Annotated in this window: 22 protein-coding genes and 1 pseudogene; 14 read left to right on the top strand and 9 right to left on the bottom strand. The window is 66.8% G+C overall.

Translation table 11 applies throughout. From position 1 onward, the window contains the following. The first annotated feature begins 6 nt into the window (after window positions 1–6). The gene (locus F6W70_RS09750; protein WP_055867609.1) at window positions 7–1,077 is read left to right on the top strand and encodes an NAD(P)-binding domain-containing protein; all 1,071 of its coding nucleotides are present in this window, start codon (window positions 7–9) and stop codon (window positions 1,075–1,077) included. Here the strand turns inward: F6W70_RS09750 and F6W70_RS09745 are convergent. Further along, window positions 1,064–2,086 carry a DUF2804 domain-containing protein gene (locus F6W70_RS09745; protein WP_151486497.1) on the bottom strand — a complete coding sequence of 341 codons (1,023 nt, stop codon included), beginning with the start codon at window positions 2,084–2,086 and terminating at the stop codon, window positions 1,064–1,066. The genes F6W70_RS09750 and F6W70_RS09745 overlap by 14 nt on opposite strands. A 136-nt stretch (window positions 2,087–2,222) precedes the next feature. On the opposite strand from F6W70_RS09745, the gene F6W70_RS09740 reads away from it, so the two are divergent. Beyond that, the gene (locus tag F6W70_RS09740) at window positions 2,223–2,879 is read left to right on the top strand and encodes an SDR family oxidoreductase (RefSeq protein WP_151486496.1); all 657 of its coding nucleotides are present in this window, start codon (window positions 2,223–2,225) and stop codon (window positions 2,877–2,879) included. A gap of 19 nt (window positions 2,880–2,898) precedes the next feature. Beyond that, window positions 2,899–4,110: a glycoside hydrolase family 3 N-terminal domain-containing protein gene (locus tag F6W70_RS09735; protein ID WP_151486495.1), complete on the top strand. Its 1,212-nt coding sequence runs from the start codon at window positions 2,899–2,901 to the stop codon at window positions 4,108–4,110. Between the two features lie 4 nt (window positions 4,111–4,114). On the opposite strand, the gene F6W70_RS09730 is transcribed toward F6W70_RS09735, so the two are convergent. The 3 genes from F6W70_RS09730 to F6W70_RS09720 are packed head-to-tail and all read right to left on the bottom strand — an operon-like array spanning window position 4,115 to window position 6,681. Further along, entirely contained in the window at window positions 4,115–4,978 is an 864-nt protein-coding gene (locus F6W70_RS09730; protein ID WP_151486494.1) for a 3-methyladenine DNA glycosylase, read from the bottom strand. A 1-nt stretch (window position 4,979) separates the two neighbouring features. Beyond that, window positions 4,980–6,005 (bottom strand): App1 family protein phosphatidate phosphatase, encoded by a 1,026-nt coding sequence (locus tag F6W70_RS09725; RefSeq protein ID WP_055867622.1) that lies wholly within the window; start codon window positions 6,003–6,005, stop codon window positions 4,980–4,982. A gap of 4 nt (window positions 6,006–6,009) precedes the next feature. After that, window positions 6,010–6,681, bottom strand: coding sequence for a DedA family protein (locus F6W70_RS09720; protein WP_055867623.1), 672 nt, complete (start codon window positions 6,679–6,681; stop codon window positions 6,010–6,012). 41 nt (window positions 6,682–6,722) lie between these two features. Between F6W70_RS09720 and F6W70_RS09715 the strand changes: the two genes are divergently transcribed. Together F6W70_RS09715 and leuS are read left to right on the top strand one after the other, a co-directional pair. Further along, entirely contained in the window at window positions 6,723–8,042 is a 1,320-nt protein-coding gene (locus tag F6W70_RS09715; protein ID WP_151486493.1) for an anthranilate synthase component I family protein, read from the top strand. Window positions 8,043–8,076: 34 nt separating this feature from the next. Further along, window positions 8,077–10,653 (top strand): leucine--tRNA ligase, encoded by a 2,577-nt coding sequence (gene leuS, locus F6W70_RS09710; RefSeq protein WP_151486691.1) that lies wholly within the window; start codon window positions 8,077–8,079, stop codon window positions 10,651–10,653. 69 nt (window positions 10,654–10,722) lie between these two features. Here the strand turns inward: leuS and F6W70_RS09705 are convergent, their stop codons facing one another. After that, window positions 10,723–11,361: a phosphatase PAP2 family protein gene (locus tag F6W70_RS09705; protein WP_170287877.1), complete on the bottom strand. Its 639-nt coding sequence runs from the start codon at window positions 11,359–11,361 to the stop codon at window positions 10,723–10,725. Between the two features lie 185 nt (window positions 11,362–11,546). On the opposite strand from F6W70_RS09705, the gene F6W70_RS09700 reads away from it, so the two are divergent. Further along, on the top strand, window positions 11,547–12,161 hold the full coding sequence (locus tag F6W70_RS09700) for a ComEA family DNA-binding protein (protein ID WP_151486491.1): 615 nt from the start codon (window positions 11,547–11,549) through the stop codon (window positions 12,159–12,161). Between the two features lie 163 nt (window positions 12,162–12,324). On the opposite strand, the gene F6W70_RS17795 is transcribed toward F6W70_RS09700, so the two are convergent. Beyond that, window positions 12,325–12,693 (bottom strand): hypothetical protein, encoded by a 369-nt coding sequence (locus F6W70_RS17795; RefSeq protein WP_170287876.1) that lies wholly within the window; start codon window positions 12,691–12,693, stop codon window positions 12,325–12,327. A 366-nt stretch (window positions 12,694–13,059) separates the two neighbouring features. Here F6W70_RS17795 and F6W70_RS09690 point away from each other — a divergent pair. Further along, window positions 13,060–14,211: pseudogene (locus F6W70_RS09690) on the top strand (IS3 family transposase). A gap of 71 nt (window positions 14,212–14,282) precedes the next feature. On the opposite strand, the gene F6W70_RS09685 reads toward F6W70_RS09690, so the two are convergent. Then, window positions 14,283–15,338 (bottom strand): HNH endonuclease, encoded by a 1,056-nt coding sequence (locus F6W70_RS09685; protein WP_151486490.1) that lies wholly within the window; start codon window positions 15,336–15,338, stop codon window positions 14,283–14,285. A 500-nt stretch (window positions 15,339–15,838) separates the two neighbouring features. On the opposite strand from F6W70_RS09685, the gene F6W70_RS09680 reads away from it, so the two are divergent. The 4 genes from F6W70_RS09680 (at window position 15,839) to F6W70_RS09665 (ending at window position 19,606) form a co-directional block, all read left to right on the top strand. Then, on the top strand, window positions 15,839–17,044 hold the full coding sequence (locus tag F6W70_RS09680; protein WP_151486489.1) for a DUF262 domain-containing protein: 1,206 nt from the start codon (window positions 15,839–15,841) through the stop codon (window positions 17,042–17,044). A 9-nt stretch (window positions 17,045–17,053) separates the two neighbouring features. Next, window positions 17,054–17,677 (top strand): hypothetical protein, encoded by a 624-nt coding sequence (locus tag F6W70_RS09675; RefSeq protein WP_151486488.1) that lies wholly within the window; start codon window positions 17,054–17,056, stop codon window positions 17,675–17,677. A 499-nt stretch (window positions 17,678–18,176) separates the two neighbouring features. After that, on the top strand, window positions 18,177–18,968 hold the full coding sequence (locus tag F6W70_RS09670; protein ID WP_151486487.1) for a DUF6650 family protein: 792 nt from the start codon (window positions 18,177–18,179) through the stop codon (window positions 18,966–18,968). A 59-nt stretch (window positions 18,969–19,027) separates the two neighbouring features. Beyond that, window positions 19,028–19,606 carry a hypothetical protein gene (locus F6W70_RS09665; protein WP_151486486.1) on the top strand — a complete coding sequence of 193 codons (579 nt, stop codon included), beginning with the start codon at window positions 19,028–19,030 and terminating at the stop codon, window positions 19,604–19,606. Between the two features lie 33 nt (window positions 19,607–19,639). On the opposite strand, the gene F6W70_RS09660 is transcribed toward F6W70_RS09665, so the two are convergent. Beyond that, window positions 19,640–19,861 (bottom strand): hypothetical protein, encoded by a 222-nt coding sequence (locus F6W70_RS09660; RefSeq protein ID WP_151486485.1) that lies wholly within the window; start codon window positions 19,859–19,861, stop codon window positions 19,640–19,642. A 503-nt stretch (window positions 19,862–20,364) separates the two neighbouring features. Here F6W70_RS09660 and F6W70_RS17970 point away from each other — a divergent pair. The 3 genes from F6W70_RS17970 to holA all read left to right on the top strand — a co-directional run bounded on the left by F6W70_RS17970 (window position 20,365) and on the right by holA (window position 25,412). After that, window positions 20,365–21,609 (top strand): hypothetical protein, encoded by a 1,245-nt coding sequence (locus F6W70_RS17970; RefSeq protein ID WP_318278849.1) that lies wholly within the window; start codon window positions 20,365–20,367, stop codon window positions 21,607–21,609. Between the two features lie 421 nt (window positions 21,610–22,030). After that, on the top strand, window positions 22,031–24,334 hold the full coding sequence (locus tag F6W70_RS09650; protein ID WP_151486484.1) for a ComEC/Rec2 family competence protein: 2,304 nt from the start codon (window positions 22,031–22,033) through the stop codon (window positions 24,332–24,334). 40 nt (window positions 24,335–24,374) lie between these two features. Continuing rightward, entirely contained in the window at window positions 24,375–25,412 is a 1,038-nt protein-coding gene (gene holA, locus F6W70_RS09645; protein WP_055867635.1) for a DNA polymerase III subunit delta, read from the top strand. A gap of 105 nt (window positions 25,413–25,517) precedes the next feature. Here holA and rpsT read toward each other — a convergent pair whose 3' ends face one another. Next, window positions 25,518–25,778, bottom strand: a complete 261-nt coding sequence (rpsT, locus tag F6W70_RS09640; protein ID WP_017830351.1) for a 30S ribosomal protein S20 — start codon at window positions 25,776–25,778, stop codon at window positions 25,518–25,520. Window positions 25,779–25,823 lie beyond the last annotated feature (45 nt).

Genomic DNA, 25,823 nt, shown 5'->3' with positions numbered 1-25,823 from the left:
CCCGGCGTGAGCATCCTCGACAGTCTGGTGATCGGCGCAGGGCAGGCCGGCCTCTCGGCATCCTTCCACCTCGCGCGGCTGGGCATCTCGCACGTGGTCCTCGACGCGGATACGCGTCCCGGGGGTGCCTGGCAGCACCGGTGGGACGCGCTGACCATGCGTGACGTGCACGGGGTCGCAGAGCTGCCGGGAGACACGCCTCCACCACGCGACGGCACACGCGCGAACGAGGCAGTGCCCGCCTATTTCGCCGCCTACGAGCACAGGCATGCCCTCCCGGTGCTCCGTCCCGTGCACGTGGAGCGGGTGGACGACCGGGATGGCGTGCTCGTCGTGCGCGCCCGCGAGGGGGAATGGACGACCCGCACCCTCGTGAATGCGACCGGCACCTGGTCGCATCCCTTCCTGCCGCACTTCCCCGGTATGGAGACCTTCGTCGGCGAACAGCTGCACACCGTCGACTACCCGGGGCCGGAGCACTTCATCGGCAAGCGGGTGCTCGTCGTGGGCGGGGGAGCGTCCGCCGTGCAGTTCCTCGGCGCACTCGCGCCGATCACCGACACGCTGTGGGTCACCCGTCGAGAACCGGTGTGGCGCAACGACGACTTCACACCGGAGGCAGGAGCTGCAGCCGTCGCGCTTGTGGAGCAGCGCGTCGCCGCCGGTCTCCCCCCTGAGAGCGTGGTCAGCGTCACCGGGCTCATGCTCCGCCCGCAGGAGCGGGAGGCCGAGCGTCTGGGCGCCTACGCCGACCGGCGTCCCCTGTTCGAGCGGATCGAACCCGACGGGGTGCGCTGGGCCGACGGCAGTTTCGAGCAGGTCGACGTGATCCTGTGGGCCACCGGGTTCCGCCCTGCGGTCACGCACCTGGCTCCTCTTCACCTGCGCAGTGCGGCCGGGGGCATCCAGTTGGACCGGAACGGCCGCGGTACGACGGCTGTCGCAGACCCCCGCGTGCAGCTGGTCGGCTACGGTCCGTCGGCGAGCACGATCGGTGCCAATCGTGCCGGTCGCTCGGCGGCGAAGGGAGTGCAGCGGGCGCTGCAGTCCACGAACGCGCGCGTCACCAGCGGTTGAGCACCTCTTCCGCGAATCCTTCGATGCCGTCGACGTGCACCTGCCTACCTGTGTCGTCCCGTACCCAGCCCGACCACACGCCGAAGAGCTGATCCGTCCTGCTCGAGATCACCAGGGCATTCGTGCGCGAGTGCTTGTCATAGAACGGGGTGAAGGTGAGGTCGGCGCTCGTCCCGTGCACACGCCACGGGCGCAGGAACTGCTCGGGGTCGTAGTCCCAGACGAGCTCCTCGCTGATCTTCGACAGGCGTCCGTCGACCAGCAGCGCGTTCTCGGTCGCCCCGGAGCCGTCGGTCCATTTCGAGCCCAGCTGCAGCCCTATGACGCGGCCGTCGACGGTACCGCTCCCCGCCGCCCAGTTCCAACGCACGCGGTAGGGCCAGCGTCCGCGTCCGTGGTCGAGCACCGCCCAGCTGCTCGCGGACACGTCGTGGGTGACGCCGTCCACCGTCACCGTCCCGGTCGTCGGGCGTGCCACATCCTTCACCGTGTACTGGAAACGGGAGATATCCTCTCCCCGGCGCCAGGGGACGACGACACCGAGGGACTCGTGACCGGGAGGACGGCCCGCCAGCAGGTCGAAGGACACCCGTGGAGCGGTGCCACGCAGACGGGTCCCGTCGAACGTCTCCTCGACGTCGATGGTGATGCGACGGGTGCGCGCTCGGACGGGCCCTGCGCCGAGAGACGCCGGTAGCGTCGCGCTGCGGCCTCCCGGCGATATCACCGTCGTGCCGATGTCGTCACCGGTCGCTCGGTCGAGCACCCACACCTCATGCAGCGACATGTAGTCGACGCACGACACCGTGAAGGCGATGATGTGCGACGCCGTCATCACGTTCCAATACTCCCAGCGCTTGTTGCGCCCCCAATGACCGCGGCCCGGGATCCCCGAGGTGTCGTGCACCGGTACGCGCGACCAGCCCAGCGCATCGTGGTTCAAGGCCCCGTCGGGGGTGGTGAGTGACACGTGCGCGGTGATCTCGCGCTCGATCAGCGGTGTGGGCATCGTCGTCCTGCTGTCGGGAGGGACACCGTCTCGGGTCGGCGTCGTTGACCCGAGTGTAGAGGACCGAGTGCCGGGTTCGGGATCGACAGCGACCAGACCCCCGCCGCGCTCGGGGAGGGGAGCGTAGGGTGAAGACATGTCGCGAATCATCGTCTTCGGCGGCCACGGCCGCATCGCCCTCCTGCTCGCGCCGCTCCTGGTCGCTCGAGGGGATGAGGTGACGGGAGTGATCCGCAACCCGGATCATTCCTCCGATGTGGAAGCTGGCGGAGCGAAAGCGCTGGTCGCCGACGTCGAGAGCATGGACGTCGAGGCGCTCGCCGAGATCATCCGAGGTCACGACGCCGTCGTCTGGTCGGCAGGTGCCGGCGGCGGGTCTGCCGAGCGCACCTACGCGGTCGACCGCGACGCGGCGCAGCGCTCCATGGACGCGGCCGAACGCGCCGCCGTCCGACGGTACGTGATGGTGTCCTGGCTCGGCTCCACCGCCGATCATGGCGTGCCGCAGGACGATTCCTTCTTCCCATACGCGGACGCGAAGTGGGCCGCTGACGAGCACCTGCGAGGAACCGGCCTCGAGGGCACGATCCTCGCACCGGGAACGCTCACCTTCGACGAGCCCACCGGCCGGATCCAGATCGACCCCGACGGTCGAGGAGCGGTATCACGCGCCGACGTCGCGGCCGTGATCGCAGCCACCCTCCACGAGCCGTGCACGGTCGGCCGGACGATCCGCTTCGGGAACGGCGACACCGACGCCGCGGTGCCGATCGCCGAGGCCCTCTCCTGCTGACGATCCCTGCACCGCACCGATGCGCGTGAACTCTCGACACCGGGGACGGGCGGCAGCCGCACTCGCGCTCGCCGCAGCGGTGGGGCTCTGCGCCTCGTCGGCGGCGTCTGCCTCGATCATGGCGACCGCGGCTCCGCGCACTCCCGCGGCCACGGTGCCGAGCACCGGAGCCGAGAAGTTCGTCGACCGCGCGACAGCTCTGGTGAAGGCGATGCCTGTCGGGGAACAGGCGTCGACCGTGGTGATGGGACACGTGGCGGGGACCGATCCGGGCGCGCTCCGGGCGTACATGGAATCGGGCCTGGGCGGATTCATCCTGATGGGAGCCAACATCCCGGCATCCGAAGACGAGCTGCAGGCGCTCACCGCCGCGCTCACGGTGGATCCGACGCTGCCGCCGCTCATCGCCGTCGATCAGGAGGGCGGTCTGGTCTCGCGTCTGAACGGCGACGACCATGCCGCTTCCACCTCGCTGAAGGGTCTTCCGGTGTCTGAGACTTCCGCGGCGTTCGCCGCGCGGGGCTCGTTGGTGGCACGCGCGGGGATCACCGTGAACTTCGGCACCGTGGCCGACTACACGGCCGATCCCGGCTCGTTCATCCATGGCCGTGCACTCGGCACCGATCCGGCCGGTGCGGCGGAGCGCGTGGCGGCTGCGACCGGTGCGCAGGAGCAGTTCCTCGCTTCGACGCTCAAGCACTTCCCCGGGCACGGTGCGGCGCCCGGCGACTCGCATCATGCGATCCCGAGCACGACGATGGGGCTCGAGGAGTGGCGTGCCACCGCCGCTGTTCCGTTCGCTGCAGGGATCGACGCGGGGGCCTCGCTGCTGATGTACGGGCATCTGGCCTACACGGCCGTCGACACCCTGCCGGCATCCCTCTCGCCGACCTGGCATGAGATCGCCAGGGACGAGCTCGGCTTCACGGGTGTCGCGGTCACCGACGACCTCGGGATGCTGCTCTCGTCGGGAGACCCGGCCTATGCGGACCCGGTCGCGAACGGGGTGGCGGCGATCGCCGCGGGGAACGACCTGGTGCTGATGGTCGCGGGCTCCGATGCGCAGACGGCGGGATCGATGGTGCACGGCATCACCGCGGCGGTCGAGACGGGCACGCTGTCGCCCGAGCGCCTCGAAGAAGCGGCGACGCGCGTGGTCGCGCTGCGGTTGCAGCTCTCCGCCGCGACGGCCTCCTGGGCGGTCTGCGAAGACTGCGACCGGGTGGACTGAGCGCTCAGGCCGCGTCGCGGGCCCCGGCGCCGAGCCAGGCGTTCAGCAGTGCGGTGCGCAGGGCGGCCCCGCGGTCCGCGAACCCTCGCTGCCGACGCACGTACTCGGCTTTGCCCTCGGGCGTCTCGATGGGCACGGGAACCACGTCCCACGCCGAGAGGTCGTACGGTGCCGCCTGCATGTCGAGAAGGCGTATGTCGCGAGCGAGTTCGAACGAATCCAGGAGGAGGTCGCCCGGGATGAGGGGCCCGAGCTTCGTCGCCCACTTGTACAGGTCCATGCCCGCGTGCAGGCACCCCGGCTGCTCGAACAGCGGCTGCTCGTCGCGACTCAACGAGGTGCGGTTGCGGGGGACCGCCTCGGGGGTGAAGAAGCGGAAGGCGTCGAAATGAGTGCAGCGCAGGTCGTGATTCTCGACGACGGCATCCGTGCCCGCCTGCCCCAGTCGCAGCGGAACCGCATGTCGGTGCTCGTCGGCGCGGTACACCATCGCCCACTCGTGCAGACCGAAGCAGCCGAACTGCCCTGGCCGCGATGCCGTGCGGCGGAGCATCTTCTCGATGAGCGATGCCAGCTCCGCCTTCTCCCGGCCGAAAGCTGCCGCATCGGGAACCGCGCTGTCAGCGGATCGTCCTGCGCGGTACCAGCGCCAGTCGAGGCGTTCGCCGGCATCGGCGAGCTCGACGCCGGCGCCCGGGTGCCAGCGGCGCAGCTGTGCGGGCTTGTACGAGTAGTACGTGAAGAGGAAATCCCACACCGGGTGCTTCTCCGCCCGGGTCGCCCGGTCACGGTGCGCAGCAGTGAGAGCATCGGCACGTTCACGATGCGCTTCTTCGAGGACCAGCCAGTCCTGGCGGGAGAGGGGCATGTCAGTGCAGTATGCCGGCTTCGCCCAGCAGATCGCGAAGGCCGGCACCGTCTTCGGCGCTCACCCACGGGGCGACATCCTCGGAGTGCGGCTCATGGCCTGCCCGACCACCCGCGAGGACGGCCTCGGCAGGGAGGAGACGACGGATCGCGACGCCCGCGACGGAGTCGGGGTACTCCTCCATGAACTGACTGTAGATCGACTCGTCGTGCTGGCCGTCGTCACCGATCAGCAGCCACTTCACATCGGGGAACTCAGTCGCGAGTCGCCGCAGGTTCGTCAGCTTGTGCTCGCGCCCGCTGCGGAACCAGCGCTCATGCGTGGGCCCCCAGTCGGTCAGGAGCATGGAACCGGCGGGGAACAGATGACGGCCGAGGAAGCGCCACAGGGTGGGGGCGACGTTCCACGCCCCCGTGGAGAGGTAGACCATCGGCGCGCCGGGGTGCTGCCGCAGCAGCTGGTCGAGGAGCACGGCCATCCCCGGTACGGGAAGACGTGCATGCTCGTCGAGCACGAAGGAGTTCCAGAAGGCGATGAAGGGACGAGGGAGAGCCGTGACCATCACGGTGTCGTCGACATCCGACACCACACCGAACGACGTGCCCTCAGCGACGATGAACGCTCGTGCCTCCACCGGAGGCTGTCCCTCGACGGAGAACGTGAACGTCTGCCAGCCGGGCTCCAGATCGACGCGGATCATGGCGTCGACCACACCGCCGCGGTCGGCGGCGACCTGATGCGTGGTGCCGCCGAAATGCACGCTCACGGCGGCGAAGCCCACAGGGATGCCGACGAAGCTGCGCCAGCCACGAACGCTCGCGGGTTCACCGTCGCGGGTACGACGCTGCGGCGGCACGATCAGAACACGGCCGACGACGCGGACCCAGCCGGGACCGCCGTAGCCGGGGAAGGGAAGGATCGTCGCGACGCGGCCTCGACGGCGCGCGCGACCCTCTCGCCAGACGTGGAGGCGATGTTCGAGTCGGGCGAACCAGTGGATCCGGGGGGCCGGGGGAGCCGATGCCATTGCCTCAGTCTTTCACGTCGGCGTCGGCCTCTGCCTCCGGGCCCTCCAGATGACGGGCCTCGACGCGCTGAAGGAGCTTCTTGCCGAGGAACGCCAGGAGCAGGAAGAGCGCGATCACGCCGACGAAGATGTATCCCGCGAAGTGCACGCGATCGACCAGTTCGCGGAAGCTGCCCGCAGCGAGCGAGGTCACGCTCACGTAGGCGGTGGCCCAGAGGACGCACGCGGGAGCCGTCCACGCCAGGAACCTGCGGTACGGGTACTCGCTCATGCCCACGGTGAGCGGCACGAGGGAATGCAGCACCGGGAGGAAGCGGGACAGGAAGATCGCGATGCCGCCGCGGCGCTCGAGATAGTTCTCGGCGCGAACCCAGTTGTGCTCACCGATTCTGCGCCCCAACCACGACACCCGGATGTGCGGGCCCAGCCAGCGCCCCAGCCAGAAGCCGATGCTCTCGCCGATCAGGGCCCCGATCACGACCGCGACGCCCATCGCGACGCCCTCCAGCGGAGTGGCGACCCCCATCGAGGCGATGATCACGATCGTGTCACCGGGAACGACGAGACCGATCAGGATGCTCGTCTCCAGCATCACGGCGAGCCCGGCGATCAGCGTGCGGGCGACCGGATCGATCGACTGCACGGTGTCGAGGAGCCAGATCAGGAGGTCGTCCACCCCATGAGGATACGGGAGCCGCCCGGTCCTAGGCTGGAAAGGTGCCAGAACAGCTGAGTGCTCGACCGCTTCCCGCCTGGGTGGAGCCGTCGTCGGTGTTCGGGATGCTGGAAGCCGAAGCCGCGGATGTGTTCTGGCTCGATGCCGGGGCAGCCGCCACGACGGGGTGGAGTTTCGTCGGTACGGGGGAGCGCTCGACACTTCCGCGCGAAGTGCGCCTCGACAGGGGCGCCGCCGATCCCGCGCTGCCGCCGTTCACCGGGGGGTGGGTCGGCTGGCTCGACTATGAGAGCGGCGCCCGTGTCGCCGGGGCGCCCGTGGCCGGCGCCGTCGAGGAGAGCGGCGGCTCCTGGCTGCGCGCCACCCGTGTCGTCGCCTTCGACCACTCCCTCGGCCGCGCGTGGGCCCTCAGTGCGGATCACGACGCCGAAGCCTGGGCAGCCGCTGTCTCCGCGTTGGCCGGGGCGCGGGAACCCGTGCCCATGCCCGTGCGGGCAGACGAGACACGCGTCGCCCAGGCGCGACACGACCCGCAGGAGTATGCGGCGCTCATCGAACGCTGCCGCGATCTCATCCGCGCGGGTATCGCCTACCAGCTGTGCCTGACCACGCGCTTCACCGTCAGGGGAGCGCATGACGCCGTGGACGTCTACCACCGGCTCCGCACCGCCACGCCCGCCCACCACGGCGGATTCGTGCGGATCGGCGACCGCACGCTGCTGAGCGCGAGCCCGGAGCAGTTCCTCCATGCGGACGGAGGCATCATCCGCACGCGTCCCATCAAGGGCACCAGGCCCAGAAGCTCCGATCCCGTCGCAGACGCCGCGCTCGCCGCAGAGCTCGCGACGGATCGCAAGGAGCGCGCCGAGAACGTCATGATCGTCGACCTGATGCGCAACGATCTCTCGCGGGTCTGCGAGCCGGGGAGCATCCGTGTCGAGGGGCTGTGGGTGGTGGAGAGCTATCCGGCCGTGCACCAACTCGTGAGCACGGTGAGCGGCGTCGCGGCCGCAGGGACGACGGTCGGTGCTCTGCTGGAGGCGGCCTTCCCCGCCGGCAGCATGACCGGCGCTCCGAAGCTGTCGGCGATGACCAGGCTCCACGAGTTGGAGGGCGGGCCCCGCGGCGTGTACGCGGGCTGCTTCGGCTACATCGGCGCCGACGGCACCCTGGATCTGGCCATGGTGATCCGCAGCATCCTGATCGAGGGGGAGCTGGCCGTCGTCGGCGCCGGGGGAGGCATCACCTGGGGCTCCGTCGCCGCGTCCGAGGTAGCGGAGGTGGCGACCAAGGCGCGCGCACCGCTCGCCGCGCTCGGCGCCGGAATGCCTGTGCTCTGGCGTTCCGATATCCTGAACTGATCCCGCTTTTTCCTTCAGATTGGTCGTGCGTTCGTTGTCTGAGAACCTGTCCACCGCTCCTGCCGACGATGAGGCCCCGTCGGCGCACGCCATCCAGAACAAGTGGCAGAAGTACTGGGCGGACAACGGCACGTTCCTCACGGGCGGCGACGACGACACGCGCCCGCGGCGGTACGTGCTGGCGATGTTCCCCTATCCCTCGGGCGACCTGCACATGGGGCACGCCGAGAACTATCTCTACTCCGACATCGTGGCCCGTTTCTGGCGCCACCGCGGGCACAACGTGCTCAACCCGATCGGCTGGGACTCCTTCGGTCTGCCCGCCGAGAACGCGGCGATCCGTCAGGGTGCCGACCCGCGGGAGTGGACGTACCAGAACATCGCGCAGCAGAAGGTCGGTTTCGAGGCGTACGGCGTCTCGTTCGACTGGAGCCGGGTGCTGCACACCTCCGACCCCGAGTACTACCGCTGGAACCAGTGGCTGTTCCTGAAGCTGTACGAGCGCGGTCTGGCCTATCGCAAGAAGAGTCCGGTCAACTGGTGCCCCAACGACCAGACGGTCCTGGCGAACGAGCAGGTCGTCGACGGACGCTGCGATCGTTGCGGCGCCGAGGTGATCAAGAAGAAGCTCACCCAGTGGTACTTCCGCATCACCGACTACGCCGACCGTCTGCTGGATGACCTGAACCAGCTCGAGGGCTTCTGGCCGCACAAGGTGCTGCAGATGCAGCGCAACTGGATCGGTCGCTCGGTGGGTGCCGACGTCGACTTCCTCATCGAGGGTCGCGAGGAGCCGGTCACGGTGTTCTCGACGCGTCCTGACACCCTGCACGGGGCGACGTTCTTCGTGGTCGCCCCCGACTCCGACCTGGCGTCGGAGCTCGCAGCCGACGCTCCGGACGAGGTACGCCAGCGCTTCCAGACGTACCTGGAGCAGGTGCAGAAGGAGACCGACATCGATCGGCAGTCCACGGACCGTCCGAAGACCGGCGTCTTCCTCGAGCGCTACGCGATCAACCCCGTCAACGGCGAGAGGCTGCCCGTGTGGGCAGCCGACTACGTGCTGGCCGACTACGGTCACGGCGCGGTCATGGCCGTCCCGGCGCACGACCAGCGCGACTTGGACTTCGCCCGCGCGTTCGACCTGCCCGTCAAGGTGGTCGTCGACACGACGGCCCCCGTCACCGGTGCCATGCCGGTGATCGAGGTCGACGAGGAGGGCGTGCCGATCGACACCGGTGCCGCGCTCGAGGAGCAGAACCCCGCGACCACCGGCATCGCGCTCACGGGCGAGGGTCGCATGATCAACTCCGGGGCGCTGAACGGACTCTCCAAGCGCAATGCCATCGCGCGGGCGATCGAGCAGCTGGAGGCCACCGGTACCGGTCGTGCCGCAAAAAACTACCGTCTGCGCGACTGGCTCATCTCGCGTCAGCGGTTCTGGGGCACGCCGATCCCGATGCTGCACGCTGAGGACGGAAGCATCATCCCGGTTTCCGAGGACAAGCTCCCCGTCAAGCTGCCGAGCGTCGAGGGACTCGACCTCAAGCCCAAGGGCACGTCGCCGCTGGGTGGCGCCGAGAGCTGGGTGCGCACGACCGACCCGCACACGGGTGAGCCCGTGCTGCGTGACCCCGACACGATGGACACGTTCGTCGACAGTTCGTGGTACTTCCTGCGCTTCCTCTCGCCGAACAGCGACACCGTGGCGTTCGATCCGGCCCAGGCTTCCCGCTGGGCGCCGGTCGACTCGTACATCGGCGGCGTCGAGCACGCGATCCTGCACCTGCTGTACGCGCGCTTCATCACGAAGGTGCTGTTCGACATGGGGCTGATCGACTTCACCGAGCCCTTCTCGAACCTCATCAACCAGGGCATGGTGCTGCTCGACGGGCAGAAGATGTCCAAGAGCAAGGGCAACCTGGTTCTCTTCCAGGAGGAGCTCGACGCCCACGGCGCCGATGCCCTGCGCGTGGGGCTGGCGTTCGCCGGTCCTGTGGAGGACGACAAGGACTGGGCTGACGTCTCGACGACCGGCGCTCAGAAGTTCCTGGCGCGCGCGATGCGCATCGCCGGCGAGGTATCGAGCCCGGTCGATGTGGTGTTCGACGGTGGCGACGCCGCTCTTCGGCGTGCGACGCACAAGCTCCTGTCCGAAGCGCCGGGCCTGGTCGAGCAGACCAAGTTCAACGTCTTGGTCGCCCGCCTGATGGAGCTCGTGAACACCACCCGCAAGACGATCGACGGCGCAGCGGGCGCAGCCGACCCCGCCGTGCGCGAGGCCGCTGAGACGATCGCCGTGATGCTCGACCTCATCGCTCCGCACACCGCAGAGGAGATGTGGGAGATCCTCGGTCACGAGCCTTCCGTCGGCCTGGTGACGTGGCGTTCCGCCGACCCGGCGCTGCTGATCGAGGACAAGATCACCGCTGTCGTGCAGGTGGGTGGCAAGGTGCGCGCCCAGCTCGAGGTCTCCGCCCGCATCGGCGAGTCGGAGCTCGAGGCTTTGGCACGCGCGGACGAGCGCGTGATCCGGTCGATCGGCGACCGCGAGATCGTGAAGGTCGTCGTGCGTGCGCCGAAGATCGTGAGCTTCGTCGTCAAGGGCTGATCACCTCTTCCTCCACGGAGGACGATGATCCGGTCAGGGGCCCCGCGGTACGCCGCGAGGTCCCTGATCTCATTCGGGGCGTGCCGACGATCCGGTGCGCAGAGATTCTCGAAGTCTCTCCGACAACGCGACGACGATGATCGGCACGGCGACACCGAGCAGTGCACCGAGCGCGATGTCGTGGAGGTAGTGGACGCCCTGGGCGACCCGTGCGACCGCGACCACCGTGGCGAGCGCCATCGCCGACCAGGTGAGCCAGGAACGCCCGACCGTCAGAGCGATGGCGGCAGCAGCACCGAACGCGAGCGTCGCGTGATTCGACGGCAGCGACCAGTCTCCCGGAGGCGGGCATTCGGCGGCGATCAGCCACACGGTGCACGGGCGCTCCTGGGCGAAGACGAGCTTCCCGCCCTCACTCAGGACGTATGCGAGAGCGACACCCGCGGCGGCCATCACGATTCGTGGTCGGTGTTCCGGATGACTCCACCAGGTGCGTCCCAGAGACACGGCCGTCGTGGCTGCGAGCAGCATCAGTCCCGCGTCGGAGATCAGCTCGAGTCCGGGCATTCCGGCGGCGGTTGAATGGAGCCACCGCGTGCCGAGCACGCTCACGCTGCCGGGCATCGGAATCGTCAGCAGGAGGGCCGCGGTGCAGATCGTGAGGACCGCGGGCAGGAGACTGCGCGCGGGCAGACGTGTCGAAGGCATGCCTACGAACGTACGGAAAGGGCATCCGAAGAGCATCCGTCCGGAGAAGTAGCCGCATCGGTCGGACGGAGGAGACGCTGCGTGCAGTTGGGCGATCTCCTGCACGGGGCGCCATCTCAGACACTTGTCCACGGCTGATGTCCGAGGCGCCGATCGGGGACACGCGACCCGCCTAACGTGGCCGGATGGCATCCCCGCAGGCACCCCTTCCGCCCCGTCATCGCCTGCGGCTGAGCATAGGCGCGGCGGTGGTGCTGGCGCTCGTCGTGCTGTCGGCTGCTGTCGGGCTCGGCATCATGCGGGGGCAGGCGGCCCCGGTCGAATCGGTGCCGCTGACCGATGCCGGATCGGGGAACGGATCCGGCGCCGAGCCGTCCGGCGATCTCTACGTGCACGTTCTGGGCGCCGTCGAGAAGCCGGGGCTCTACGTGCTCGATCTCGACGCGCGACTCGTCGATGCGCTGGCGGCCGCGGGCGGGACGACCACCGATGCCGACCTGGCTGCGGTCAATCTCGCACGTGTGCTCGAAGACGGGGAGCAGGTCGTGGTGCCGGCAGCCGGTGCGGCGGGCGGTGCGCCCGGCGGCGCAGCACCGCCACCGGGCGATGACCGCATCGACCTCAACGCTGCGGATCAGGCCGCGTTGGAGACGCTGCCGCGTATCGGACCGGCACTCGCGGAGCGGATTATCGCCTGGCGGGAGGAGAACGGCAGGTTCACGTCGGTCGATGATCTTCTCGCCGTGCCCGGAATCGGCGAGAAGCTGCTCGCGGGACTCCGCGACGGGGTCAGAGTGTGAGGGCGCGTGACCTTCGGCTGGTGCCGCTCGCGGTGGCGGTGTGGGGTGTGGTGCTGCTGTGCGTGCTGCTCCCGGCGGTCGCGTGGGGGTGTGCCGGCGCGTGCACGACAGCCGCGGTGGGAGTGCTGGTCTTCGTGTGCCGCCGGTCGCACGGCGCGCGTGGTCAGCGCGACCACGGGGGCTTCGTGGTCGTGGTGCTGGCCACGATGGCAGCGGCGGCGGCCTGCGTCGGGTTCGCCCTCCCCGCGCGGGAGGCGGCCATGCGATGGGACGGGCGGGTCGTCGAGATCACTGCCGAGGTGACATCCTCCGCCTCGGTCGGACGAGACGGGCGGCTGTGGTTCGAAGCGGCGACGACCGCGCTCGGTCTGCCGGGGCATCCGGCCGCGTCCAGCGCGCCGGTGCGCCTCGGCGTCGATCCAGCCGAAGGCTTCGACCTCGGAGCGCGGATCCGGGTGGTGGGAGAGTCTTCGGTGACCGATGCGGGGGAGCATTCGGCGCTGGTCGTCTTCGCGAGTGACGCGGAGGTCATCTCACCCGCGTCCGGTGCCTTCGGAGTCGCGGCGGCCCTCAAGCACGCGTTCGTCGAACGCTCGCTGCGCCTGCCGGAGCCAGGATCCGGCCTTCTACCCGGCCTCGCGGTGGGCGACACCCGTGCGGTGACGCCTGCTTTGAACGAAGACATGCGCATCAGCGGCCTCAGCCACCTCACCGCCGTCAGCGGGGACACAGTTGCTCATAGGGATGGGTGCAAGGGTGAGCCAACAGTCGTCCCAAGTCGTGTTCACAAGGCTTTTCGGCTTGCCGGACGGTCGCAGAAAAGAGGAAAGGGGACTGCTGACGGTTTGGTTGACTCCAACGCTGTGAGGATTTCGGTTCTCACGGAAGGATGGTCACCGTGCCGAAAGTACTCCCCAAAGAGTTCCGGAACGACGTCATCGCGGTCGCGCGTCGAGGCGAAGCCCCGATCAGCCGGATCGCGAAAGACTTCGGTGTCTCCGAGTCGTTCCTGCAACGATGGCTCAAGATCGCGGACGCCGAAGACGGCATCAAGCCCGGCGTGACCCAGACCGACGCGACCGAGCTGCGCGAAGCCCGCAAACGCATCCGACTGCTCGGGCAGCAGAACGAGATCCTCCGCCGAGCGGCCGCCTATCTGTCGCAGGCATCACTCCCCAAATGATGTTCCCGCTGGTCCGCGAACTGGTCGCTGACCGAATTCCGGTCGCGGTGACCTGCCGGGTGCTGGGCTTCAGCAAGCAAGCATTCTTCCGATGGCGTGCGAACCCCGTCTCGCAACGGGACTGGGATAACGCTCACCTCACCAACGCCGCGGTCGATCTTCACCGCGACGATCCCGCGTTCGGGTATCGGTTCATCTCTGACGAGATCGAAGCCGAGGCCGGGCTGGCAGCGTCGGAACGGCGCGTGTGGAGACTGCGCTCAGAGCAGCGACTCTGGAGCGTGTTCTCGAAGAAACGCGGCCTGAACAGGAGAGCGTGACCTCCCGTCCACGACGATCTCGTGATCCGCGACTTCACCGCGACCCCGGGTGGATCAGTTGTGGTTGACCGACATCACCGAACGTTGGACCGACGAGGGCAAGCTGTATCTCTGCGCGATCAAAGACGTCCACTCGAACCGGATCGTCGGTTACTCGCTCGACTCTCGAATGACCGCGGAACTCGCCGTCGCCGCGCTGCGCAATGCCGTTGCGCTCCGCGACCCGGTCGGGACGACGCTGCACTCGGACCGCGGATCGCAATTTCGGTCACGGAAGTTCGTCGAGCTGCTGCGCCAGAGCGGGATCACCGGATCGATGGGCCGCGTCGGCGCATGCGCAGACAACGCCGCGATGAAGTTGTTTTTCGCGCTGCTGCAGAAGAACGTCCTCAACAAGAAGACGTGGCACTCGAGACAAGAACTCCGCCTCGAGATCGTGACCTGGATCGAGCGAACCTACCACCGCCGAAGGCGACAACGACGGCTCGGCAGGCGCACCCCGATCGAGTTCGAGATAATCAACACACAAGCCGCTCACGCGGCCTGAAAACCCCAAACAAGACGAGTCAACCAAACCGTCAGCAGTCCCCAGTACTTTTGTTGTAGCGTGACGGCGCGCTAGGCGGGCTGTGAATCCTTCCTCGACGGAGCAAGACTCTCGTCCTGAAGGGCAACGTTATACACGCCATCACCTACTCCGACTGTGACCTCAAAGAAGGCGTATCCGTCAACGACACATTCGGGCCCACTTATGTCGATCAGCTCGTCTCCGTTCTCGGACTGCAGTGAGACTGGGGCAGTTACTTCGCCATCGAGGGCAACACTTGCACGACAGACACAGATCTGCTCGTCGATAGTTGCGGACTCCCACGTCACGATGAACGTGGCTGTGGACCAGTCCGTGGTGCCGGAGTTCGCGCCACGCAGATCTGGGAACGTCGATTCTGCGAACTCGCGATGGCGCTCGGCAACAACTTCGACTGCGTCAGGGATCAGGCTCTCGGTGATCCTGACGAGCGGGACGCCACTTACGAGTTGGACTGCGCCCATCAACCGAGCCGCGTCCGGAGACATGCTCGTGCGTAGGATCACTGCGGTCTCACCCGCCATAACGAGGGACTCTGCGCCCGAGGAGGGCTCGATTGCCTGCGCGGCCATGTGAAGCGTGCCCATCAGGGCTTGGCTGAGACCCTCCTCCCAAAGCACGCGGAAGTCCTCGTCATCTGCCGCGCTGGTGACTTTCACGGCAGATTCGCCGACCGCCCGGTCACGCCGCATTCTCGACTGCACGGCGAACGCAAGCTTGCTGATGCGGGCAGAGTTGGTGAGTTGCGCAGCGAGATAACCCTCCGCGAGCGTCGAGGCTCCCTTCACCCGCGACGAGTTGCAGTCGGAGCAGATAGCTCGCAGGTTCGAGATGTGATGAGGACCCAAGTTCGGGAGGTCGCCGCCCAGCCGCTCCCAGATGTCATTGAAATCCGCAGGCTTCAACCGTTTCGGGATCAGATGGTCCACCTGAACACTCACGAACGGAGTCGTCTTGCTGCAGAGGTAGCACCGACCGTTGTCAGCCATGTACAGCGACCAACGAAGGAGAGCTGCATCTCGAGAGGCTGGATCATAATGCGTGATCGGTTGCTCAGCGGCGGGAGGAACAATAGGGGAGGGCGTCATGGCTTCAGGATATGAGTCAAATGCACCGCCGAAGGCGAGTTGATGATCACCGTGCGCCCGTGCGGGAGCGGAGCAGGCCCCGCATCCGTCGATTTAAGTGCAGGAGCATTCGAATGCGCATGATTCAGCGGCATCGCGCCGGGGGACTACTCGCGGCGCCCAGATGAAAGTCGTTCGCGCCGCAGGACCGTCGCGCCGAGCGAACCCTCGGTCCCCACACAACAATGCCCCTTATCGTGTGGGGACCGCAGCCGCGGCCACGTGCCTGTTGCGAAGGCGAGAGCGGGGCTGACCATCGGGGTAGGTCTGGGATCGTGCCGTCCGCGAGCCAAACACCATCTAGCGAGATCCGTCGGACATCGCAGCCCACGCGCAGCCCACGCGGCGCGGCTGCCGCGGAATCGCTCCGCGATTCCTTTGCCGCCAGGAGGCGCTTCCCGTCTCCGAGTTATGTTGCAGATTCGAGTCAAGCGCGGCTGCGCCGCCGCTAGCCTAGGGTCATGACTGATCCCACGGTTGCAGACCTGGTCGAAGAGATCCCGGACGAGTCACCCGAAGACGAGATTCGAGGTGGCGACGAGCTGTCCACCAATGATCTGTCCGACCTTCTCCTCTACACACTGGATTGGAGCGTTCAATCGCTCCTAGAGCGGATCGGTACGACGTTTGACATCGATCCAACTTTCCAGCGACGCGATGCATGGTCGATCGACCGCAAGAGCCTTTACATCGAGTCTCTGATCCTTGGCTTGCCCGTCCCTCAGATCGTGCTGGCGGAGGACAAGGAACGGAAGGGTCGCTTCATCGTCCTCGACGGGAAGCAGCGGCTTGTCACACTCAAGCAGTTCGCGGCACCGGACGACACATTCAAGCCCTTCCGCCTGAAGAAGCTCGAGTTCGCAACCGAACTTGAGGGACTCTCTTTCGACGACATGACATCGTCCTTGCTGCATCAGGCACAGACAGAGAACTTCCTCGCGCAGCCGGTCCGCACGATTGTGGTGCGCAACTGGAAGAACCCTGCGGTCCTCTATCAAGTGTTCCTGCGTCTCAACCAGGGAAGCCTGTCTCTGTCGCCTCAGGAGCTACGGCAGGCGCTCTACCCCAGCGACTTCACCAAGTGGATCAACGAGCGTTCGGCAGCGAGCACGGAGATCCAAAGGGCCAGACGAATCAAGCGGGAAGACTTCCGCATGCGCGATGCCGAGATGCTTCTTCGATTCACCGCGTTCTTTGAAAACATCGAGGCGTACCGGGGCAATCTTCGCGGTTTCCTTGACGATGCATGCATCGCGGGCGCGACCCGTTGGACGTCTGACGGAGAGGCGTACTTCGAAACTGTCGCGGAGCGGTGCGAACTGGCGATTAGGCGGACATTTGACGTCTTTACGGAGAAGGATTCCTTCCTCCGCTACGGCGAGGATGGCTACATCCGCAGGTTCAACATCGCGGTCTTCGACCTAATGACGGCTGTCCTTGGCGATGTGTCCATAATGGATGATGAGTTCGCGACCAACCGGGACGCGATTCGTGATGCGTTTCAGACTCTCTGCGTCGACGACCGGATGTTCAACGACAGTCTCGTGACGACGACGAAGACGCGAGAAGCAACGGGCGGCAGGATCGTCGCGTACGGCGCTGAGGTAGAAAAGATACTCGGCCACAATCTCGAGATCGTTGACCGCGCGCGGACGATTCTCCCCTGAGTCGGCGCCATGTCTTCGCCCCTGCTTACGTCATTTGAGCAGCGACTCTCGGAGCTCGAGGCCAACTTCATCGTCACGCGATCTGACTACAACCTCTATACGCCGGCCGACTTCCTCAACGCAGTCGCGTACCGACTTCTAGCGAGTGCCGCGCTCGAGCATTACGTTGAGCAGCGATGCCTTGAGATCGCCTCATCAGGTGCCGATCGTCTGACGAAGAGCCGGCCGACCTCTACCGGCCGGGCACTCGTAATCTGGGCAAGATTCCAGGATCGGCGGCAACCACGTCCCGTGCACATTCACGAACTCGACGCGGTAAAGGATCTTTCGGAGGCACCGGCGGCCTTCGCGCTCTACTCAAAAGCTGTGAAGAGAAGCCACGGAATCAGCAGTGACGACCTACGAACACTAGTGCTCCCATTGGGCGTCAGAGAAAGCCAGTTGCCCTTGGTGCTGATGAGTTCGTTGGAGAATCTGGCCGACAAAAGGAATCCTGCGTCGCACGCCGTTGTGCGCAGCCGAAGTGAGCCCGCTACCGAAGTGGCTCTACTAAAACAGATTCTGGCACCGCTTCATCAGCTCGATACCGACCTTCAGTTGATGTGCGACACCTTCCCAACTTCAAACGTCTAGCCCTTCACGTTCGTATTAGAGACTTGAGCCGTTAGGCGGCGAGGTGTATCCGCAGCGGGTCTGATGTCACATTGCGCTACTGCAGTCTGATCCCTCGACACGCACTTCGAGCGGTTCAGCGTGATTCACGCGGATGAACCGTGGCGGACTCGACCTCCGCCGCACTCGTGTGGGTGTGGCGACTCCGCGCCGCACCCATGCATGGTTAAGGAGCACTGTCATGAAGGCAGACGCACGACAGCCACGCGGGAACCTGCGCGGCGGCGAGTTCGCGCACAAGTCCAACAGTGCGCCGTAACACCCGCTGCGAACCGCAGGGGGGTGTATTCTCCTCGTGCACGCGATCGCCGCTCGCATCGAGGTCGTGGCGTTGCCGCAGCTGCGGCCACGCTCAACTATTCGGCAATCGCGCCTCGTGATGTGCGGGGCGCCGGCGAGCGGGCCGAACCGGCCCCCGATAGTGTCAACCGATGGCCAATCGAGAATGAACGAAGGACCTATGGCTGACAAGAAGGCAACTCAACGCGTGGAGTTCACGCATGACACCCGCGCTGTCGTCGCTCGAAAAGCCATGTACGTGTGCTCGAATCCCGAATGCCTTCGTCTGACGGGCTTTGTGACGGAGAAGGGAAAGCCCCGGGCCATCGCTCAAGCCGCTCACATTCTCGCTGCCGGAGACAAGGGGCCGCGTCGTGAAGACGAGGTCATCCTCCCTGACGGGACCAGGCTGGAGCGGGGTTCGGAGGGCAACGCCGTTTGGCTTTGTGTCCCCTGTCACATCCGTGTCGACGCAGATTCGGATGCCTACGCGAGCAGTCTGTTGCTGGAGTGGAAGCGTGCACACGAGACACTCGTGTCCAGCCTCGTGGGCCTAGACCTGGAACAGAGCCTGCTGAAACTGGGCGGCATCCGGCGCTCCCACGACACAGCCCGCGAGTTCCTGATGTGGCTCGACTCCCACCGGGTGATGTACGTCGACATCATGTACGAGTCTCCCCGTGAGGCTCGACTCGCTCTCGATGCTCTTAGACACAAGCTGACCCAGATGCGAGCCACAATCCACGGAACGTCGTCGCTACTGGGTACGGCGATCAGCGCTACCGAGGATGCCGTTCTGGCCTTCTTTCACAAGCTTCGCGACATCCAAATCGATGACATCGCCGTGACGAGCGGGATTCCCGAGTTCGAGCGGTTCCGTGATGCTCTCCGCGAAGTCAGAGCCGAGATCCTGGAAGCGGTCACGCCGTTGGCGGAGGCTGAGGGTTTCGCGTTCGAACGGATCGGTCGATGAGTGGAGCGAGCCCGTCTCTGAGGGTGGAAGCCACTACTGCTGTGTGAGTGAAAGAGCGCATGCCTGTGGACGATGACTCGCTCGAACGTTTGACGCGGAAGCTCGCGCCAGCGCGGATCCGGGACACCCTCATGTTCTCTGCCCTCCTGCAGCTGGTGCATGAGCTGATCAAACAGTCGGTACTCGCGGACGTGAAGGGCTTCTTTGGTTTCAGTGATCTGTTCGGCGAGGGCGAGTGGATCGACGCGGCCAGCAAGCGAAATTACGAGGCAACCGTTCTGTCCCTGGCGCCTGGCAAACCGTTCGACGCGTCGGCGCTGTGGCTTCAGCACGCTGAAGCAATCACACCCGAACAACGTCACCGGCTCACCGAGATCTACGCCCACCGTCATCACCTCACCCACGGCCTCGCCGGGTTCATCGTCGACGTGAACCGTGAACCAGACGCGACCATCCTCACTGACGCTCTTCAGATCGCCGCGGCAATCGACGGATTCTGGAAAGGCGTCGAGAAGGACTTGGGGTCGTTCGACGGACACGGCGACGTTGATATCGAGCAGGTGCACTCCGGCCGTGCGCTGCTTCTGCAACTGTGCGTGGACGCCTACCTGCGCCACGACGAACCGCCAGACGCGTAGAACCCGCCCGGCGGCGTCGGGTGCGCAGACGGGTCAATCCTCAATCAAGGGCCGGATGGCTTCGCCTCCAATGTCGAGGTGGGTTTCCATAGTTTCGAGGACGCCGGCGTCCACCCCGCGGTTCCCAAGAACGCGGATGATCGCGCGAGCGCGCCAGCCGATCCGCCGCAGGTCTCTCAGGAGATCCTGCGTTTGCTCCTTTTTGTACTCCTCGACCAGCCTCTGGATCTCCTCGTTCTCTTCTTCTGATGTCATGTCTTCTCCTCTGTGGGCGGGCTGTTGAAGTGCCCTTAACTCTGATACGCCCCAGGAAGACGAACGTCCAACGATCGGTCGAAACTCTATGGATAGCCGCGGCCGCGGCGGGATGTCGCTCGGCGAAGACCCGTGGTGATCGAGCGCGCTCCGGCGCGGAGGGGGCCGGCAACGGCATTGCGCAGCGGTGCGGTGACGAAGCCCAATACCTGCATGATCGCGCCACACGGCACGCAGTGGCAGGAACGGCTCAGTACGCGGTGCACGACCGAAGCCAGCGAATGCACGCGCCGAAGGCGTGACGTGTGCGCCGCTTCACTGTATGGTTGATGTCCTGAGCGGTCTGGACTGCTCATCTCCGAGTCGGGATCCCCACGTGATCCTGGCCTCGAAGGACAACCGTGGCGGATCCAGATGCAGTGCCCTTCTTGTTGAGTTCTCTCTTCATTGATGCCGGCTCTGCGGACGTGGGACGCGAGCAACGGCATCTGATGGAGATCGAGATGAACAACAAAACCGCTACTTCCGCGCGCTCGCGCGAGATCGAACGCGACGCCCGCGCCTGGAGCACCTACTCCGGCATGAAGTACACCCGTGCGCTCCGGCTGATGGAGCACCCGCTCGCCCAAGGCATCCTCGGCGAGCGGATCTGCGCCCGAGACATGATCCGGGTCCTTACCCAGCACCGGATGCTCTCCGAGCCCGTGGAGGACTTCGACAGCGACGGACAGGAGCTCGAGACCGACGAGCGTGTCACTCACCTGGGTGACAGCGGTCTGTACGCGGCGGAGAAGCGAGCGCTCCCCGTGACGACCGAGGACGACTACCTCGCGCTGGTTCTGACGGCAGAAGTGCTGCGGATGTTCACGCAGACCGCCGAGCCGCAGAGCGACGCGTACTCCTACAACCTGAAGCACACAGCGGAAGAGTTCCTCGGCGAACACCTGGGCGACTTCTCCTACGTCGCGAACGGCCAAGCGATCTTGGCAGCAGCCGCGCTCGGGATCCCCGTCGCGGAGAGCAGCCCCGGCGAGTTCTCCCTCAACGCGAACTTCGGGCTCGTCCCCGCACAGGTGGAGTACGCGCGACGCATGCGACGCACCTCCGGGTCGTCACGCGACAACGTCCGCGCACACCACCACCGTCCGCCCGGATACCTGTACCTGCAGGACGCTCTGCAGCGTTACCGCGACGCGGGCGAAGCACCCGGCCGGTGGGACGGCATCGACGTGCACGCTGAACCTCTGACGAGCCCCTTCCACGAGTGGCTCGTTGCACAAGCTGACCCCGCCGGTGCGCGCGGCGCGCAGGACTCCAGAGAGCGCCTCGCCGGCGACTATGCGGCCGGTGTGCGAGACGGAGACCACGGCGTCGCCCGACAGCCGGAGGAGATGCTCGCCATCCTTTACGGCGTCGGTGCTGACGACGACTTCTTCGACGCGGCCCGCAGCGCCATCATCGACTGGGCGAAAACCTCACCGCTGTCGAACGGAATCCGGACGGAGCTCTCCGAATCAAGCCGTTCCGACCACGGTGGCTGGGGCGCCGGCGGGGGAGACACGGAGAGGTACGCGTTCCGCTGCCCCTGCGGAGCCGGAACGATCGTCGAAGAGCACGACAACGTCCCCGGCTTCCGTGAGCACGACGTGTGGATCCGATGCGACGTCTGCCGGGACGAGTGGGAGTTTGTGCCTGGTCTTTCCGTCAGCGGCTGGCGCATCCAGCCGATCCAAGCGGTCGCAGTCTGAAGTCTCTCGCTGACCCCGTAGCTCGGACCACGCTATCGGGGTCGGCCGCGCCTGAGGTTGAGCGAGCACACCAGACCCTGTCGCCCGACGTGTCGGGGTGAGCACCCCGACCTTGCGCGTGATCTCGAACGAATCCTCTAGTACTTAGTTAGCTCGGAAAAGTCGGGGCGAACTGCGCGATCGTCGTCGGCGCGGTCTTCCTGCTGGCCGCACTGTGCGGCGCCGGATGCGCGATGCGGGTCTGTCTCGCAGCCACTCGGTCTGCACGGCAGCCACGATGACGAGATTGTTCCGATTGATCGTCTTCTCAGCGCAGTGACGTCACGGGCACGTCTTAGCGTGGCCGGATGCCGTCGTCGCAGAGCCCGAGTGCCACCGCCGCGGGCGGGATGACGCGTCGGTGAGTGGTCGGGATGTACGGATGCTCACGCTGGCGGCGAGCGCGTGGGCGTCGGCGCTGGTCTGCGTCTTGTGGCCGTCGTCGGCATGGTGGGTGGGTCTCGGGTGTGCGCTCGGCGGGCTCCTCACACTCGGGGGCGTCGAGGTGCGACGGCGGCGAGGCCGATCGGGATCGCATCTCGGGCTGGTGGTGCTGGTGTTCGCGGTGATGGCGGCGATGGCGGTGACCGTGGGCCTGTCGATGCCGGCGCGCGAGCAAGCGGTCGATTCGGCCGGGCGGGTGGTGGAGATCACCGCGATCGTGTCGTCCTCCGCAGCGGTCGGGCAGGACGGGCGTCTGTGGTTCGACGCTCAGGCGAGCAGCATCGGCCCGCGTGGGGAGGAACGGTCGCTGTCGGTCCCCTTGCGGGTCGGTGTGGAGCCCGCTGACGGGTTCGACCTCGGCGCTGAGGTACGGGTCGTCGGAGAGGCGGCGGCGACGGATGCGGGGGAGCGGTCGGCCCTCATGCTCTACGCGACAGAGGCAGAGGTCGTGCATCCGGCCGCCGGAGTCTTCGGCGTCGCCGCCGGAGCCAGGCACACGTTCATCGAGCGCTCGTCGAGGCTTCCCGAGCCCGGCGACGGCCTGCTGCCCGGACTGGCAGTCGGCGACACCCGCGCGGTCTCGACCGAACTCAACGACGACATGCGCATCAGCGGCCTCAGCCACCTCACCGCCGTCAGCGGTGCGAACTGCGCGATCGTCGTCGGGGCACTCTTCTGGCTCACGGCAGTGTGCGGCGGCGGGCGGGGGATGCGCGTCGGGCTCTCCCTCGCAGGGCTTGCCGGATTCGTCGTCCTGGTCACTCCTGAGCCGAGCGTGATCAGGGCAGGCGTGATGGCGGCTGTGGGCATGCTCACGGTGCTCCTGGGCAGGCCGAGCGCCGGCGCCGGCATGCTGTCCCTGTGCGCGACCGGGATTCTGCTGGCGGATCCATGGCTGGCGGCGACACCCGGGTTCGCTCTGTCGGTGGTCGCCTCCGGCGCGTTGATCCTCCTCGCTCCACCGCTTGCGCGGGGCATGAGCCGGGGCATGCCCCATCCCGTCGCCCTGGCCGTCGCTGTGCCGCTGGCGGCGCAGCTCGCGTGTGGGCCGATCATCGCTCTGTTCGCCCCGCAGCAGTCGCTGATCGGCGTCGCCGCGAACCTGATCGCCGCTCCGGCGGCTCCGTTGGCGACAGTGATCGGACTCCTCGCGTGCGTCTCGGCGCCACTGCCCGCGCTCGCTGATCTGCTCGCGTCCTCGGCGTGGCTGCCGGCGGCCTGGATCGCGACGACTGCCGCCACGACCGCGCGACTGCCGGGCGCGCAGGTCCTGGTGCCTGCCGGGCCCGGCAGTGCTCTTCTGGTTGCCGTGGTGAGTGCGGCGGTCGCCATCGTGCTGATTCGGGCACCCGCCCGTGACCTGGGACCGAGCATCGCGCGCGCGAGCGTGTGGGTGAGGCGAGGAGCGGCGGCGATCCTCGTGGTCGTTCTTTCGCTGGCCGGATCCCGTGTGCTCCTCGACGGTCCCTTGGCCACGGCGACCGCTCCGGAGGGGTGGGCCATCGCGGTATGCGATGTCGGACAGGGAGACGCAGTGCTCGTGCGCTCGGCGACCGAGGTCGCGCTCATCGACGTAGGGCCCGATCCTGAGCCTCTCTCCGCGTGCCTGCGATCGCTCGGCATCGAGCGCATCGACCTTCTCGTGCTCACCCACTTCGACCTCGATCACGTCGGCGGGATAGGCGCTGTCCAGGGGCGAGTCTCCGCGGCTCTGCACGGACCGGTCGCCGAAGAGTCGGATCGACGTCTTCTCGAAGACCTCGTCGCGGGAGGCGCGCGCGTCGATGAGGCCTCGGCGGGCCAGCACGGCATGCTCGGCGAGGCGGCATGGCGAGTGCTCTGGCCGCTGCGGAAGTCCGTCGCGTTCCCCGAAGGCAACGACGCGAGTGTCGTGATGGAGTTCGACGGGGGAGGAGTGCCGCGTTCGATCTTCCTCGGCGACCTCTCCGCAGCCCCTCAGCGCATGCTGCAGCGTTCAGCGAGGCTGACGCCGTACGCCGTGGTCAAGGTGGCTCATCACGGCAGCGCGGATCAGGAGCCAGGCCTGTACGAGATGATCCAGCCGCGGGTGGCCCTGTTCAGCGTCGGAGCGGACAACGACTACGGCCATCCACGCTCCGAGACCCTCGACCTCCTGGCCGCGACCGGCGCGCATGTGCTGCGCACCGACGAGCAGGGACGCGTCCTGCTCGGCCTCCGGGACGGCGAGCTGCAGGTCTGGACGGAACAGGTGGGGCGGTGACAGTCCGAGCCATGTCGGCCACCGCCGGTAGGCTGGATCCATGGCAGCTTCGCGAACCCCCTCCCGCGGCGGCGCGAAGCCCACCAAGATTCCTCAGGTCTCCTGGCGCGAGCCGCACCCCGCCCCGATCGTGCTCGTGTCGGGCCCGGAAGAGGTCTGTGCCGAGAGAGCGATCGCCGGTGTCCGCGACTACCTCCGGGCCGAAGACCCTGCACTCGAAGTGAGCGACGTCCGCGCCGATGACTACGCTCCTGGAACGCTGCTCTCTCTCACCTCGCCGTCGCTTTTCGGAGAACCCCGCCTGGTACGTGTCTCGGGTGTGGAGAAATGCTCCGATGCGTTCATCCAGGAGGCGGTGTCCTACCTCGACAACCCGCAAGAGGGGGCGACGGTCATCCTTCGCCACACCGGCGCCAGCGTGCGCGGCAAGAAGCTTCTCGACGCGCTTCGCGCCGGGAACGGCGGCGGTATCGAGATCGCCTGCCCAGCCATCAAGCGCGACAGCGACCGGGTCGACTTCGCCGCCGGCGAGTTCCGTGCGGCGAAGAAGCGCATCGCGCCTCCCGCTCTGCGCGCTCTGGTCTCTGCATTCGCCGACGATCTCACCGAGCTCGCTGCGGCCTGTCAGCAGCTCATCGGCGACGTCGAGGGCGATATCTCCGAAGAGATCGTCACCAAGTACTACGGTGGCCGTGTCGAGGTCTCGGCCTTCGTCGTCGCAGACACGGCGATCGCCGGTCGCTACGGTGAGGCCCTCATCGCCCTCCGCCATGCGCTCTCATCGGGCGCCGACCCCGTGCCGATGGTCGCGGCGTTCGCGATGAAGCTGCGCACCATGGCGCGTGTCGCCGGCAACCGCGAGCCGAGCCGCCAGCTCGCTCAGCGCCTGGGCATGAAGGACTGGCAGGTGGATCGTGCCCGCCGCGACCTCGCAGGCTGGAACGAGCGCTCGCTCGGGATGGCGATCCAGGCCACGGCGAGGGCCGACGGTGAGGTCAAGGGTGCCGCTCGTGACCCGATCTTCGCGCTCGAGCGCATGGTCACCGTGATCGCCACGCGTCAGCCGTTCGGGGAGTAGCCGATCGCCTCCGGATCCGTCCGGCTCGCCGAGGCGATGACCTTTCCGAGGCAATGAAGAAGGCCCGCCCCGATGACGGGACGGGCCTTTCTCAGAAGCTTCGGCTCAGAGGGAAGCGACCTGCTTGGCGAGAGCCGACTTGCGGTTCGACGCCTGGTTCTTGTGCAGGACACCCTTGCTGACGGCCTTGTCGAGCTTGACGGCGGCCTTCTTCAGGGCAGCCTCTGCTGCTGCCTTGTCGCCGGCGGAGACGGCCGTGCGAGTGGTGCGGATGACCGTCTTGAGCTCGCTCTTCACGGCCTTGTTGCGCTCGCGCGCCTTCTCGTTGGTCTTGTTGCGCTTGATCTGCGACTTGATGTTTGCCACGTGTGGACGCTTTCTGTACAGGAGTGTTCGGAATGCCGGCAGCAG

The sequence above is a fragment of the Microbacterium maritypicum genome, assembly GCF_008868125.1.
GTDB lineage: Bacteria > Actinomycetota > Actinomycetes > Actinomycetales > Microbacteriaceae > Microbacterium > Microbacterium maritypicum.
This window is presented reverse-complemented; position numbering and strand designations above follow the sequence as displayed.

Bases quoted from the DNA above. Each gene is read 5' to 3' on its own strand.
- F6W70_RS09660 (WP_151486485.1), bottom strand. From the start codon at position 19,861: ATGACATCAGAAGAAGAGAACGAGGAGATCCAGAGGCTGGTCGAGGAG.
- F6W70_RS09745 (WP_151486497.1), bottom strand. From the start codon at position 2,086: ATGCCCACACCGCTGATCGAGCGCGAGATCACCGCGCACGTGTCACTC.
- F6W70_RS09730 (WP_151486494.1), bottom strand. From the start codon at position 4,978: ATGCCCCTCTCCCGCCAGGACTGGCTGGTCCTCGAAGAAGCGCATCGT.
- F6W70_RS09705 (WP_170287877.1), bottom strand. From the start codon at position 11,361: ATGCCTTCGACACGTCTGCCCGCGCGCAGTCTCCTGCCCGCGGTCCTC.
- F6W70_RS09740 (WP_151486496.1), top strand. From the start codon at position 2,223: ATGTCGCGAATCATCGTCTTCGGCGGCCACGGCCGCATCGCCCTCCTG.
- F6W70_RS09670 (WP_151486487.1), top strand. From the start codon at position 18,177: ATGGCTGACAAGAAGGCAACTCAACGCGTGGAGTTCACGCATGACACC.
- F6W70_RS09700 (WP_151486491.1), top strand. From the start codon at position 11,547: ATGGCATCCCCGCAGGCACCCCTTCCGCCCCGTCATCGCCTGCGGCTG.
- F6W70_RS09650 (WP_151486484.1), top strand. From the start codon at position 22,031: ATGCTCACGCTGGCGGCGAGCGCGTGGGCGTCGGCGCTGGTCTGCGTC.
- F6W70_RS09685 (WP_151486490.1), bottom strand. From the start codon at position 15,338: ATGACGCCCTCCCCTATTGTTCCTCCCGCCGCTGAGCAACCGATCACG.
- F6W70_RS09735 (WP_151486495.1), top strand. From the start codon at position 2,899: ATGCGCGTGAACTCTCGACACCGGGGACGGGCGGCAGCCGCACTCGCG.
- F6W70_RS17970 (WP_318278849.1), top strand. From the start codon at position 20,365: ATGAACAACAAAACCGCTACTTCCGCGCGCTCGCGCGAGATCGAACGC.
- F6W70_RS17795 (WP_170287876.1), bottom strand. From the start codon at position 12,693: ATGACCTCCGCGTCACTCGCGAAGACGACCAGCGCCGAATGCTCCCCC.
- F6W70_RS09675 (WP_151486488.1), top strand. From the start codon at position 17,054: ATGTCTTCGCCCCTGCTTACGTCATTTGAGCAGCGACTCTCGGAGCTC.
- F6W70_RS09680 (WP_151486489.1), top strand. From the start codon at position 15,839: ATGACTGATCCCACGGTTGCAGACCTGGTCGAAGAGATCCCGGACGAG.
- F6W70_RS09665 (WP_151486486.1), top strand. From the start codon at position 19,028: ATGCCTGTGGACGATGACTCGCTCGAACGTTTGACGCGGAAGCTCGCG.
- F6W70_RS09725 (WP_055867622.1), bottom strand. From the start codon at position 6,005: ATGGCATCGGCTCCCCCGGCCCCCCGGATCCACTGGTTCGCCCGACTC.
- holA (WP_055867635.1), top strand. From the start codon at position 24,375: ATGGCAGCTTCGCGAACCCCCTCCCGCGGCGGCGCGAAGCCCACCAAG.